The organism is Mycetocola sp. TRD_SC_2 (assembly GCF_055361225.1).
The window spans coordinates 688,630-701,826 of record NZ_CM143954.1 but is presented as its reverse complement, the minus strand read 5'-3'; the positions used below and the strand labels follow the sequence as shown (position 1 = coordinate 701,826).

General features: G+C 65.6%; 12 protein-coding genes and 1 riboswitch. Of the genes, 7 read left to right on the top strand and 5 right to left on the bottom strand.

All coding sequences use genetic code 11. The features are described from left to right. Nucleotides 1-64: 64 nt before the first annotated feature. Nucleotides 65-829, bottom strand: coding sequence for an MIP/aquaporin family protein (locus tag ACWA1Q_RS03365; RefSeq protein WP_463759520.1), 765 nt, complete (start codon nucleotides 827-829; stop codon nucleotides 65-67). A gap of 148 nt (nucleotides 830-977) precedes the next feature. Beyond that, nucleotides 978-2,705, bottom strand: coding sequence for a glycerol-3-phosphate dehydrogenase/oxidase (locus ACWA1Q_RS03360; protein WP_463759518.1), 1,728 nt, complete (start codon nucleotides 2,703-2,705; stop codon nucleotides 978-980). 150 nt (nucleotides 2,706-2,855) lie between these two features. On the opposite strand from ACWA1Q_RS03360, the gene ACWA1Q_RS03355 reads away from it, so the two are divergent. The 7 genes from ACWA1Q_RS03355 (at nucleotide 2,856) to ACWA1Q_RS03325 (ending at nucleotide 10,348) form a co-directional block, all read left to right on the top strand. Then, nucleotides 2,856-3,827 (top strand): sugar-binding transcriptional regulator, encoded by a 972-nt coding sequence (locus ACWA1Q_RS03355; protein ID WP_463759516.1) that lies wholly within the window; start codon nucleotides 2,856-2,858, stop codon nucleotides 3,825-3,827. A 90-nt stretch (nucleotides 3,828-3,917) separates the two neighbouring features. After that, a riboswitch (FMN riboswitch) is annotated at nucleotides 3,918-4,076 on the top strand. A gap of 160 nt (nucleotides 4,077-4,236) precedes the next feature. Continuing rightward, nucleotides 4,237-5,247 (top strand): bifunctional diaminohydroxyphosphoribosylaminopyrimidine deaminase/5-amino-6-(5-phosphoribosylamino)uracil reductase RibD, encoded by a 1,011-nt coding sequence (gene ribD, locus ACWA1Q_RS03350; RefSeq protein ID WP_463760755.1) that lies wholly within the window; start codon nucleotides 4,237-4,239, stop codon nucleotides 5,245-5,247. A gap of 2 nt (nucleotides 5,248-5,249) precedes the next feature. Continuing rightward, nucleotides 5,250-5,909, top strand: coding sequence for a riboflavin synthase (locus ACWA1Q_RS03345; protein WP_463759515.1), 660 nt, complete (start codon nucleotides 5,250-5,252; stop codon nucleotides 5,907-5,909). Then, on the top strand, nucleotides 5,906-7,216 hold the full coding sequence (gene ribA, locus ACWA1Q_RS03340; protein WP_463759513.1) for a GTP cyclohydrolase II: 1,311 nt from the start codon (nucleotides 5,906-5,908) through the stop codon (nucleotides 7,214-7,216). The genes ACWA1Q_RS03345 and ribA overlap by 4 nt, the downstream gene beginning before the upstream one ends. Beyond that, complete coding sequence (ribH, locus tag ACWA1Q_RS03335; RefSeq protein ID WP_463759512.1) at nucleotides 7,213-7,683, top strand: 6,7-dimethyl-8-ribityllumazine synthase; 471 nt, start codon at nucleotides 7,213-7,215, stop codon at nucleotides 7,681-7,683. The genes ribA and ribH overlap by 4 nt, the downstream gene beginning before the upstream one ends. Nucleotides 7,684-7,865: 182 nt before the next feature. Beyond that, nucleotides 7,866-9,221 (top strand): MFS transporter, encoded by a 1,356-nt coding sequence (locus ACWA1Q_RS03330; RefSeq protein ID WP_463759510.1) that lies wholly within the window; start codon nucleotides 7,866-7,868, stop codon nucleotides 9,219-9,221. 245 nt (nucleotides 9,222-9,466) lie between these two features. Next, on the top strand, nucleotides 9,467-10,348 hold the full coding sequence (locus tag ACWA1Q_RS03325) for a DUF559 domain-containing protein (RefSeq protein ID WP_463759508.1): 882 nt from the start codon (nucleotides 9,467-9,469) through the stop codon (nucleotides 10,346-10,348). Between the two features lie 262 nt (nucleotides 10,349-10,610). Here ACWA1Q_RS03325 and ACWA1Q_RS03320 read toward each other — a convergent pair whose 3' ends face one another. Genes ACWA1Q_RS03320 through ACWA1Q_RS03310 form a run of 3 tightly spaced genes read right to left on the bottom strand, consistent with a single transcriptional unit; the run spans nucleotide 10,611 to nucleotide 13,197 of the window. Beyond that, the gene (locus ACWA1Q_RS03320) at nucleotides 10,611-11,435 is read right to left on the bottom strand and encodes an ABC transporter permease (protein ID WP_463759506.1); all 825 of its coding nucleotides are present in this window, start codon (nucleotides 11,433-11,435) and stop codon (nucleotides 10,611-10,613) included. After that, complete coding sequence (locus ACWA1Q_RS03315) at nucleotides 11,432-12,274, bottom strand: ABC transporter permease (RefSeq protein ID WP_463759504.1); 843 nt, start codon at nucleotides 12,272-12,274, stop codon at nucleotides 11,432-11,434. Before ACWA1Q_RS03315 ends, ACWA1Q_RS03320 begins: the two co-directional genes overlap by 4 nt. Then, nucleotides 12,271-13,197 carry an ABC transporter ATP-binding protein gene (locus tag ACWA1Q_RS03310; protein ID WP_463759502.1) on the bottom strand — a complete coding sequence of 309 codons (927 nt, stop codon included), beginning with the start codon at nucleotides 13,195-13,197 and terminating at the stop codon, nucleotides 12,271-12,273. The genes ACWA1Q_RS03315 and ACWA1Q_RS03310 overlap by 4 nt, the downstream gene beginning before the upstream one ends.

The window sequence follows — 13,197 nt, the reverse complement described above, 5'->3', positions numbered from 1 at the left end:
TGTTGGCAATGCGTTGTTTTACAGGGGGGATGCCGGCGACGAGTGCCGCCGCCGGCATACGGGGTCAGGCGCCGACGGTCGGGAGAAGGACGAGAGAAGCCCAACCGGCGATGGCGCCACCGAGGAGGGGGCCGACGACGGGAACCCAGGCGTAGCTCCAGTCGCTCGAGCCCTTGCCCTTGATCGGGAGGATGGCGTGAGCGATGCGGGGAGCGAGGTCACGTGCTGGGTTGATCGCATAACCGGTGGGTCCACCGAGCGAGATACCGATCGCCACAACGACGAGGGCAACCGGCAGAGCGCCGAGCGCCGCAAGGCCGGGAGTGTCGCCCTGTCGCCCGAAGGAGATCACGGCGAAGACGAGCACGAATGTGCCGACGATCTCCGTGATGACGTTCCAGGCGTAGCCGCGGATGGCAGGGCCGGTGGAGAAGACGGCGAGCTTGGCGCCCGCGTCCTCCGACGCGTCGAAGTGCTGCTTGTAGGTCAGGTAGACGAGGACTGCACCGATGAATGCACCGACCATCTCACCACCGAAGTAGGTGAAGGTCGACGCGAAGTCCACCGCGATGCCCGGGACGAACTCATCGATCCCGGAGGTGATGAGTCCGACGGTGACCGCGGGGTTCAAATGCGCCCCGGAGAGGTACGCGGCGAGAACACCGATGTAGACAGCAAAACCCCAACCGAAGTTGATCAGGAGCCAGCCGCCGTTGAAGCCTTTCGTCTTCGCCAGCACGACGTTGGCGACGACGCCACCACCGAGCAGGATCAGGAGCGCCGTACCGACGACCTCCGAGAGAAAGATAGAACCTAAAGTTACGTCCACGTTGACCTTCCTTGCTTATGTCGTCTGGGGCGAGACGCCCTGACCTGTGATGGTTTTCACTCCCCTGTGCAACGTATCGACCTTTGTCTACGCGAAACAAGAGGGTCGCGTGAGAATGCGTGCAGATTTGCTCAGCTCACCGGAGGTTTTACGCGTCAGTGACCACCGAACGGGTGTCGAATTGCACACCGTGCACAGTGCGAAGCGTCGCCGTGGCGACCGCGATCTCGGCATCCGTCTGCTCGTCCGTCCAGCCGAGCGCGGTGGCGAGGAGAGGAGCAAGCTCTTCGAGGAGCGCGCTCGTGACCCCACCGGTGAAGGCGATGCTCGTGCGCCGCTGCAGCAGGTCGAGCAGGTGCACGACGTGCTCGGTGCGAATCAGGCGGGTGATCTCCTGGACGCTGTAGTCGGGGGCGGAGACGAGTCGGTCATCTCCCGCCTCGCCGAGCTCCTCGATGATGCCGGTGGCACGTGTTCCGTACCGTTCCATCAGCTGGGACGCACGGGCGCGGCCGACCTCGCGGGAGTTGTCTGCAAGCCAGACCTGCATCGCGGCATCCGTCGACGGGAACCCGGCTCCGCCACCGATCGGCATGCCGACCGTCGACACGGTCCGCTCGGCACCCAGAAGTTCGAGCGTCTCGGTCGAGAGGTGTTCGGCGAGGGCACGGAACGTCGTCCACTTGCCGCCGACGAGGCTGAGCATCGTTCCCGATCCGAGCGGAGTCGGAACAATGCGGTAATCGCGAGACACGAATCCGGGTTCCAGGTCACCGTGACCGGGCAGGGGGCGGATGCCGCTGAAGCGGTAGACGATCTCGTCGCGGCTCACCGAAATGGCCGGGAACACGTGCTTCACCAGGTCGAAGAAGTAGTCGACCTCTTCTTCGGTGCACACGGCGGGCTTCGCTGGGTCGGCGTCGATGTCGGTCGTGCCGACCATGACCTTGCCCTTGAGCGGGTAGATCAGGACGATGCGGCCGTCTTCGTGCTCGAAGAAGATCTCGCGTCCGCCGGTCGCGGCGAGCAGTTCCGGGTTGTCGAGCACGATGTGCGAACCCTTGGTTCCGCCCATGAGCGAGCTGTCCTGCCCGAGTGCCGCGTTGGTGAGGTCCGTCCACGGTCCTGACGCGTTGATGACGACCTCCGCGTCGAACGCGAACTCGTCACCGCTGACTCCGTCGCGCAGCAGGACGGATCCGCCGTCGAATCCAACCGCTTCGACATAGTTGGCTGCACGTGCGTGCGGGCCCGCGTCGAGCCCGTCACGCAGAACGTCGAGGGCAAGACGCTCCGGGTCGTGCACGGAGGCGTCGAAGTACGTGGCCGTGTACTTGAGGTCGTCGTTGAGCTGGGGCAGGGCGGCGAGCGCCTTCTTCTTGCCGAAGAACTTGTGACGAGGAACGCTGCCGCCGTCACGGGAGAAGGAGTCGTAGAGAACCAGTCCGACCTTGATCAGGAGGGCACCGCGTTCCTGCGGCTTTCCCGACTTGTGGGTGAGGAAGCGAAGAGGGGCAGACACGATGCCGGAGAAGGTCGAAAAGATCGGCACCGTTGTTTCGAGCGGCTTGACGTAGTGCGGCGCGATCTTGAGCAGGCCGTTGCGCTCGGTCACTGATTCCTTCACGAGGCGGAACTCGCCGTTTTCGAGGTATCGGATGCCGCCGTGGATCATGTGGCTCGACGCCGCCGAGGCACCGGAGCAGTAGTCCCCGCGCTCGACGAGGGCGACATCCACTCCCTGGAGCGCGAGATCGCGGAACACCGCGAGCCCGTTGATGCCTCCGCCGATGACGAGGACCCGTGCCTGGCGCCGGTTCCGGAGAGTATCGACGGATGCCCGCCGGTTGCCTGGCTGCGTTGCTGGCTGCTTCATGGCGGTTCTGCTCCTTCTCGTCGACGCTCGGTGCCGGTTCGCCCTGAGGAGGGAGCATCCGTGTCGCGTCGGTTCTCGTCTCCAGTCGATTGTTCGGGTATATTCACCAACGTGCAAACCCGATGCACAAACGTGCAAGGAGTTTCGAACATGAGCCCGTCCAAAGCCGCCCAGTTGAACCCAAAGACCCGAGACGCTCTCACCGCGGCTCAGCTGTACTACCTGCAGGACCTGACGATGGATGCCATCGCCCACGAACTGCACACCTCGCGATCATCGGTCTCGCGCCTTCTCGGGCATGCCAGAGAGACCGGGCTGGTCGAGATCCAGGTGCGCTCCCCCCTCGACATGCCCCGCCAGCTCGAGGGAGACATCCGGGCCCAGTTCGGTATCACCGCGCACGTCGTTCCCGTGCCTGACCAGACGAGCGACGTCGAACGGCTCGACCGCGTTGCCCTCTCGGCTGCACGGATTCTCGGCGGCTTCATCGACTCCAACATGTCCCTCGGCGTGGCGTGGGGTTCGACGATGAGTGCGCTGTCGCGACATCTGCTCTCGAAGGCCACGCACAACTCCACCGTCGTGCAGCTCAACGGTGCCGCGAACCCCCGCACCACCGGCATCCTCTACGCGAGCGAGATTTTGCAGCGCTTCGGATCCGCGTACGGCGCGACGGTGCAGCAGTTTCCGGTTCCTGCGGTGTTCGACGACCCCGCGACGAAGGCGGCGCTCTGGCGTGAGCGCAGCATCAGCCGGGTGGTCGAAATGCAGAAGACCCTCGACACGATTGTCTTCGGCCTCGGCTCGCCCTTCGCGGGCGTGCCCAGCCATGTGTACATCGGTGGCTACCTCGACGACGACGATTTCGCGCAGCTCCGCGCAACCGGCGCCGTCGGCGACATCGCGACAGTGTTCTACCGCGAGGACGGCTCGAGCGACGGCATCCCGCTCAACGACCGATCGAGCGGACCGAGCCTCGATGTCCTGCGCGGCATCGCCAGACGGGTGTGCGTCGTGTCAGGAGAGAGCAAGCTGCAGACCCTGCGCGGCGCGCTGGCAGCCGGGCTCATCACCGACCTCATCGTCGACTCCGGAACGGCGAGAAAACTCCTCGCCGGCTGACGATCTGGCGCAGCTCAGACGCAGAACGTCACGCACGGTAAGGAATATCCCCGGCGACAGCGCGTTGAGCCTACGATAGACACAACGAATAACGTGCTCCGGGGTCGGTGAGAGTCCGAACCGGCGGTGATAGTCCGCGAGTCGCGCGCAGCAGTGTGCGTGATTGAACTGGTGAAATTCCGGTACCGACGGTTATGGGTTGGAATGTGAAAACATCCCGGCTCGAGTCCGGATGGGAGGCAGCACGCGTGGAACGGTGCATCTGCGGATGCCTGTTGCGCGACCGTTGACGGCGCCCGCGCGCCGCTCACCGCACCCCGGAGCTCGTTCCACGACGAGAGAGAATCCAATGGGCGTGAGCGACACGACCGAAACGCACGAGCACCCCGAAGCCAGGGTGAGTCCGGCGATGTTCGCCGACGCGATGCGCCAGGCGATCGAGCTCGCCCACCGCGGGCCTGCGCGGGGCGTGAACCCCCAGGTCGGCTGTGTGATCCTCGACGCAAACGGTGGCATTCTCGCCGAGGGCTGGCACCGTGGCGCCGGGACCGCCCACGCCGAGACCGACGCGCTCTCCCACCTGGCGCCGGGGGCAGCGACCGGCGCGACCGCCGTTGTCACGCTCGAACCGTGCAACCACACCGGACGCACGGGGCCGTGCGCCCAGGCCCTCATCGGCGCGGGAATCTCCCGGGTCGTCTACGCCGTCGATGACCCCGGCATCCACTCCAGCGGCGGCGCCGAACGGCTCCGTTCTGCCGGTGTCGACGTCGTACCCGGGGTGCTGCGGTCAGCCGGCGAAATCCTGCTCGGCAGCTGGCTCGTCGCAGCACGCCTCGGCCGTCCCTATGTCATCGCCAAGTGGGCGCAGAGCTTCGACGGGCGCGCCGCGGCGGCGGACGGATCCAGCCAGTGGGTGACCGGTCCTGATGCGCGCGCCGACGTTCACGCCAGGCGTGCGGCGGCAGATGCGATCGGTGTGGGAACCGGAACCGTGCTCGCCGACGATCCTGCGCTGACAGCACGCCGAGCATCCGGTGGCCTGTATGCGGCGCAGCCGATTCCCGTGGTGTTCGGCCACCGCGATCTGCCGGAGTCCGCGGCGCTGAGGACCCACCCGCGCCCGCTGGTTCGCGTCACCGGAGACGACCTCGCGGCCGATCTCGCCGGGCTGCGCGACCGTGGCATCCGTTCGCTGTTCCTCGAGGGCGGACCGACGCTCATCAGCCAGTTCATCGCCCGCGGTCTCGTCGACGAGTACCTCATCTACCTCGCGCCTGTACTCCTCGGCGGCGAACGCACCGCTCTCACCGACATCGGCGTCGGCTCCATCTCCGACGCCCGGCGGCTCGCCGTCGACAGCGTTCACACACTCGGCGACGACCTCCTGGTCATCGCCCACCCGAAAGGACACGCCTAGAAATGTTCACCGGAATCATTGAGGAGATCGGCGAGGTTCTCGCTGTCGATCGCACCACGGATGCCGCCCGGCTCACCGTGCGCGGTCCACTCGCGGTCACCGGCGCGAAGCACGGCGACTCGATCTCGGTCTCCGGCGTCTGCCTCACCGTCGTCGACCAGACCCCCAACACCTTCACCGTCGACGTCATGGCCCAGACCCTTGCGATGTCGACGCTCGACGGCGTCGCACCCGGCCGCCGGGTCAATCTCGAACGGGCAGCCGAGGTGGGCGACCGGCTCGGTGGACACATCGTTCAGGGCCACATCGACGGCACGGCCACCGTGCTCGTGATCACCGAGGGCAGCGCGTGGCGCGTTCTGCGGTTCAGCCTCGCCGACGACCTCGCCCGGCTCGTCACCGACAAGGGGTCGATCGCGATCGACGGAACCTCGCTGACGGTCAGCGCGGTCTCGCCCGCCACCGAGGCCGAGCAGTGGTTCGAGGTCTCCCTCATTCCCGAAACCCTCACCGCGACCACCCTCGGCGCCCGTGCCGTCGGTGATCAGGTCAACATCGAGACAGACATTCTGGCTCGTCACGTCGAGCGCATGCTCGCACTCCGGCTCGCCGGAGAACGGATGCCGGTGGCTACGACCGCCGACGGAAGGAGCGACGCATGAGCATCGCCACAATCCCCGAAGCGCTCGACGCCCTGCGACAGGGCAAGCCGGTGCTCGTCGCCGACGACGAGGGACGCGAGAACGAGGGTGACGTCATCCTTTCGGCCGAACTCGCGACCCGTGACTGGGTTGCCTGGACGGTCCGCAACACGAGCGGCTATATCTGCGCGCCGATGACGAACGAGATCGCTGACAGGCTCGAACTGCCCATCATGGTCAGCGAGAGCCAGGACCTGCGCCACACCGCGTACACGATCACTGTCGACGCGGCCGACCGGATCACGACGGGCATCAGCGCCGCCGACCGGGCGCATACCCTCCGAGTGCTCGGCAGCCCGGATGCCGAACCATCGCACCTCATCCGGCCCGGCCACATCGTCCCCTTGCGCGCGGTCGACGGCGGGGTCCGCCAGCGTGCGGGTCACACCGAAGCCGCTGTCGATCTGATGAGGCTCGCCGGCCTCACCCCGGTCGGCGCAATATGTGAAGTCGTCGACGACAACGGCGACATGATGCGCCTGCCAGGCCTCATCGCGCTCGGTGAGCGCGACGGGCTTCCGGTGATCACCATCGCCGGACTCATCGAGTACCTGAACGAGCAGGAGGACGCCCCCGCAGCATCCGTTCCTCCCCGATTGGTGCCCGACGAACCGGACGATGTCGACATCCCCGCCTCCTCCCCCGTTCTCTTCGAAGTGGAGACGACGGTGCCGACGACACACGGAACGTTCCGGATGCGCGCCTACCGCGACCGCAACACCGGCGCCGACCACGTCGCCATCCTCGCCGGCGACTACACCGCGCCGGGAGCGCTCGTGCGCGTGCACTCGGAGTGCCTCACCGGGGAAGCGTTCGGCTCGCTCAAGTGCGAATGCGGGCCGCAACTCGACACCGCCCTCGCCTCCATCCAGCGCCACGGCGGAGTCGTGGTCTACCTCCGCGGCCATGAGGGCCGCGGCATCGGACTGATCAACAAGCTCCGCGCGTACAAGCTGCAGGAGGACGGCCTTGATACCCTCGACGCCAACCTCGCGCTCGGTCTCCCCGCCGACGCCAGGAGCTACCTCGCGGCGACCGCGGTCCTCACGGATCTCGGCCTGACGAGCATCCGTCTGCTCACCAACAACCCCGAGAAGGTGCGCCAGATCGAGGAGTACGGTGTCACCGTCACCGAACGGGTTCCCCTCGTCGTCGGCGTCGGCGCTTTCAATGCCTCCTACCTCGAAACCAAGCGTGACCGGATGGGCCACGAATACACCCCGACAGCACTGACGGCCTCAGGCCAGGAAAGCAGGACGACATCATGAGCGGTGAAGGCTCCCCCGACCTCGACATCGACGGCACCGGACTCAACATTGTGATCATCGCCGGGCACTGGCACGAGGAGATCAGCAACGGTCTCATCGCCGGGGCGACCCGAGCGCTCGACGAGAGCGGAGCATCCTCCCGCCTGATCCGTGTGCCGGGCAGCTTCGAGCTTCCCGTTGCGGCGAAGGCCGCCCTGGACGCGGGCGCCGACGCGGTCGTCGCGCTCGGCGTGATCATCCGCGGCGGCACCCCGCACTTCGAATTCGTGTCGGATGCCGCTACCTCGGGCCTCACACAGGTCGCGATCCTGACCGGCAAGCCGGTCGGATTCGGAGTACTGACGCTCGACGACGAACAGCAGGGCCTCGACCGGGCCGGGCTGCCCGGGTCGAAGGAGGACAAGGGGCGCGAAGCCGCCGAGGCCGCCGTCGCGACCGCCGTGCTCCTCCGCGAGCTGCGGGCGTAACCCCTCCCGGGTGGGTCGTTCCCGTCAAGGCGGCCCACCCCATTTTTGCGCCCGAGAAAACTGCGCGTACAGTGTCACAGTCGCGCCACAAGTGCGGCACCTCACCACTGTTCAACTCTTGGGGTGGCAGACGCGACCGGCCCGCGCCTCCAAGTGTTTCCGCTTCACGACGAGAAAGCACCATGTCAGTCTCAGCCACCACTACTCCCAAGGCTCCGGCCAACCCAAAGTCACGCGTCATTCTCGCGTCGCTCGTCGGTACGACCATCGAGTTCTACGACTTCTACGTTTACGCGACAGCCGCCGTTCTCGTCTTCCCGTACCTCTTCTTCCCCGCGGGCAACGAGACCACGGCTCTGCTGTCGTCCTTCGCCATCTTCGGTGCCGCCATGGTCGCGCGCCCGCTCGGCGCCATCTTCTTCGGTCACCTCGGTGACAAGGTCGGACGCAAGACAACGCTCGTCGCTGCCCTGCTCACCATGGGAATCGCGACGTTCCTCATCGGCCTCCTGCCGACCTACCTCGTCATCGGCTGGTTCGCCCCGCTTCTGCTCGTCATCCTCCGTCTCGCCCAGGGCTTCGCGCTCGGTGGCGAATGGAGCGGCGCAGCGCTCGTCGCGACCGAAAACGCACCGGTCGGCAAGCGTGCCTGGTACGGCACCTTCCCGCAGCTGGGCGCCCCGATCGGCTTCATCATCGCCAACGGACTCTTCCTCCTCATCGCGTTCGCGCTGCCGTCGAACGACCCGTCGCGCCCCTCGGACGCGTTCCTCGACTGGGGCTGGCGCATCCCGTTCCTGTTCTCCGCCGTCATGGTCATCGTCGGCCTGTGGGTACGGCTCAAGCTCGTCGAAAGCGACGCGTTCACCAACACGGTCAAGGCCGGCAAGGTCGTCAAGCTTCCTCTCAAGCTGGTGTTCAAGAGCAACTGGCGCGAGCTCATCCTCGGCACGTTCTTCATGCTCGCCACCTACGTGCTCTTCTACCTGATGACCACGTTCTCGCTGAGCTACGGCCGTGCACCGATCGTCCCGGCAGAAGGCCAGCAGCCCGGCCTCGGCTACAACTACAACACTTTCGTGCTCATGCTCATCGCCGGTGTCGTGTTCTTCGGAATCTTCACGCTCCTCTCCGGTCCGTGGGCAGACAAGTTCGGGCGCCGCAAGACGCTCATCATCGTCACGTCAGGCATCATCGTGTTTGGCCTGCTCTGGGTGCCGCTCCTCGGGGCCGGCTTCATCGGTGTCATGGCGTTCCTCATCATCGGCTTCAGCCTCATGGGTATGACCTTCGGCCCGATGGGCGCGCTGCTGCCCGAGCTGTTCCCGACCAACGTGCGCTACACCGGTTCCGGTATCTCGTACAACGTGTCGAGCATCCTCGGCGCCGCTGTCGCCCCGTTCATCGCCGTCTGGCTGTGGGCGGTGGCTGATGGAAGCCCGTTCCTCGTCGGTGTCTACCTCGCCGTGATGGGCGTCATCACGCTGATCGCACTGATTATCGGCAAGGAGACCAAGGACATCGACATCGACCGCTAGTCGCTGGTTCCCTCTACGGATGCCGTTCCTCGCCACGCGAGGGACGGCATCCGTCGTTCTGTGCCCGCCCCGCCCGCGTGTGAGGCGTCGACCTCAAATTCAGGAGGTGGCCCCGAATTGGAGTTGCCCGGCCGTGCGAAAAGTGGCCGCCGTCTACTCCTCCACAACGGAGTTCGACTCGCGCGCTATCCGCAGTTCCGGTCCGACCCGCGCCACAGCATCCGCCGCCTGCCATCGTTCCGGACATGTTCGATCCCGTTCGCGCCGTGGCTTCCCTCGGCGGCATCGCCCAGAAGCAGCGCGTCGTCGCACTCGGCGTTCCGAACTCGGCTCTTCGTTCGGCGGTTAGCCGCGGGGCACTGTTCCGGCCGATGCAAGGCTGGTACGCCCTGCCGACCGCCGACGAAGACATCATCCGTGCGGTTCGACTGGGCGGATGCCTCGGCTGCGTCAGCGCGGCAGGTCACCATGGCCTCGCCACGCCTCCCGGCAACCCACTGCACGTCTGGGTCCCGCCGACGGCCTCGCGGCTCCGAACACCGTCTGACAAACACGTGCGGTTCGCGCCGGCGACGGACAGCAGTGCCACTTTGCACTGGAACCACATTGACAATGTGTCCCGCCACACCCTTGTGCTGCCACTGCATCTCGCGCTGCGACAGATAGCGGAATGCATGCCGCTCGATTACGCCGTGGCCATCTTCGACTCCGCTGTGCATCGGAAGAAGATCACGCCCCGCACGCTCGCCGGCCTGATACGCGGCTGGCCGAAGCGGTTCAACATGTTCGAGACGCTGATCGATGGTCGTGCCGAGAGCTTTCCGGAGAGCATCTTTCGCGCGCGGCTGCGTCTCGCTGGCCTGACCTGCCGGATTCAGGTCTGGACGCTGAACTCCTTCCGCTTGGACGTCGTCATCGGCGACCGGCTCCTCATCGAGATCAACGGGCTCGAATTTCACGGCACAGACAAGTTCGAATCCGACCATGCGCGAGGAGCTCTCCTCAGCGGAGTCGGCTTCATCATCCTGCGGTTCACCTATTACCAGGTGCTCTTCGATTGGCCGACCGTACTCGCGACGATCATGGCATCCGTCGAACGCGGCGACCACGTCACCACGGCGCACTAACGATGGACAGACGGATGCCGCCGCCACCGGCATCCACTCTCCGCGCCATCACCCACCCCAAATTTCACGCGCCATCACCCACCCCAAATTCAGGAGATCAGCGCGACACGCCGGAGTGAGAGCGCTCTCGTACGGAGTGTCGCATCGGACCTCCTGAATTTGGCGTCGTCTCCTGAATTCGAGGTTGCCACATCGACGAAGCTCGCACGCACAGGACGAAGCTCGCACGCACAGAAAGGAGGGGCCGCGGAGAACCCGCGGGTCAGTCGAGGAAGAGCGCCCGCAGCCGACGGGTCGTGAAGACCAGGCCGATCGCGATCATCACGAGGTAGTAGAGCACGTGCCACAGCAGACCGACGTCGACCGCACCCGTCGTGAGACCACGCACAAGCTCCACGCCGTGCCACAGTGGCAGGCACTGGATCACCGTCTGAAGCGCGGGCGGGTAGACGCTCAGCGGGTAGAACGTCGCCGAGAACAGGAACATCGGCAGCAGGAGAAAGTTGATCCAGTCCATCTGCTGGAACGTCTTCATGTAACTCGTCACGGCCATCCCGAAACTCGCGAACGCGAACGCGATGAGCACGACGGCCGGAAATGCGAGCAGCGCCCACCACGACAGGTGGAGTCCGAGCACCTGCATCACGAGCATGAACCCGGTCGCATACAACGCACCCCGCAGCAGCGCGAGTGAGATCTCACCGAGCGCAACGTCGAGCGGGCCGAGCGACGTCGCGAGCATGCCGTCGTACAGTTTCGAGAACCGCATCTTGAAGAACACGTTCCAGGTCGAGTCGTAGATGGCTCCGTTCATCGCCGCAACAGCAAGAAGCGCGGGCGCGATGAACGCGGCATACGAAATCTCCGAGCCACCGGGCCCCTCCACCGTGCCGACGAGCGCGCCGAGCCCGAGCCCCATCGACAGCAGGTAGAACACCGGCTCGAACAGCCCCGACACGACGACGAGCCAGTTGGTCGATCGCGTTGCGCGCCAGCCCCGCAGCATCACCGACCGGGCATTGCCGGCATAGAGCGAGCCGAGCGGGCGGTCACGGCGAGCGGATGTCGTCACGAGCGTTTCGGTCACTTCGCCAGCCTCCTCACGGCGATGCGGCGCGCCCAGATCCAGCCGTACGCGAACAACGCGGCCAGGTAGAGCACATGCAGAACGGTCAGCCAGATCGGCTCGGAGTACCCGTAACTGAAGACCCGCGCGAGCTCGGTTCCGTGCCAGAGCGGTGAGATCCACCCGATCCACTGCAGGAACACGGGCAGCTGCGTGAGCGGGAAGAAGGTTCCCGAGAACAGCGTCATCGGCAGCACGACGAACCGCATGACCATCGCGAGCTGGCCGGTGTCTTCGGTCAGGGTCGAGGTGTATCCCATGATCACGGCGCCGAACGCGAGGCCGGTCAGAACGGCGACGAGCACGGCCACCCAGCCGGAGGCATCCGGAATCGCGCCGAACAGCAGGATGAACACGTAGTAGAGCACGCAGGTGAGGAGCATGCGGACGATGACACTGATCACGATGCCGTCGATGATCTGACCGGGGCGGAGCGGGCTGGCGTTCATGCCGAAGAACACCGGATTCCACTTGTATCCCAGCATGATCGGGTACGTGAACTCCTCGGTGGCGACGGTGATCGCCGCGGCGCACAGGAGCGCAGGCGCGACGAAGGTGAGGTAGCCGACCCCACCGATCGCGTCGTCGCCGAGGTTTGCGTCGACGAGACTGGCGAGCCCTACCCCCATCGCGAAAAGGTAGACGAGCGGGTTGCCGATCCCGGTGAGCAGCACGGTCTGCAGGTATGAGCGCATCACCCGGAACCGGTGCTCTGCCACATACCAGGCTCCCCACCTGCGGGCACGGGCGGCAAGTGCCACCCCACGCTCCAGGTCGGACGAGGTCGCGAGATCGCTCATTCGATCAGGCTCCTGCCTGTGAGGCGGAGAAACACATCCTCGAGGCTCGAGCGCCGGACGAGGCTCGTGATCGGGTGCAGGCCACGTTCCGTGATGCGGCCGAGAGCCTCCTCACCGTTCGCGGAATACAGCAGGATGCGGTCGGGCAGCACCTCGATGCGGTCACCGATTCCGTCCAGTCGAGCGGATGCCTCGGCGTTGCGATCCGAACCGAATCTCACCTCGAGCACCTCCCTCGATGAGTACGTCCGGATGAGGGAGGCAGGCGACCCTTCCGCCATGATCGAGCCCTTGTCGATGACGACGATGCGGTCGCACAGCTGTTCTGCTTCGTCCATGTAGTGCGTGGTGAGCAGGAGGGTCGTGCCCTGCTCCTTGAGCCGGAACAACCGGTCCCAGAGAATGTGGCGGGCTTGCGGATCGAGTCCGGTGGTCGGTTCGTCGAGCAGCAGCAGTCGTGGATCGTTGATGAGCGCGCGGGCAATGGTGAGCCGTCGCTTCATGCCGCCGGAGAGATCGTCGACCTTGGCTTTCACCTTGTCATCGAGCTGGGCGAACGCCATCAGTTCATCGGCACGGGCAGCCACCTGCTTCGCCGGCAGCCCGAAGTAGCGGCCGTAGACGATGAGATTCTCGCGCGCCCGCAGCTCCATGTCGAGGTTGTCTGACTGGGGGACGACGCCCAGCTGGGCACGAATCTCGGGACCGTAACGATCCGGATCGAGGCCGAGAACGCTGAGATCACCGCTCGTGCGGGTGGACACTGCGCCGATCATGCGCATCGCCGTCGACTTGCCCGCTCCGTTGGGACCGAGCAGGCCAAAAGCCTCCCCGGGCTCAACCTCGAAGGAGATGTCGTTGACCGCCGCGAAGTCTTTGTACTTCTTGACGAGATTTGCTGCGCGAATGACTGGTGGCGGCAC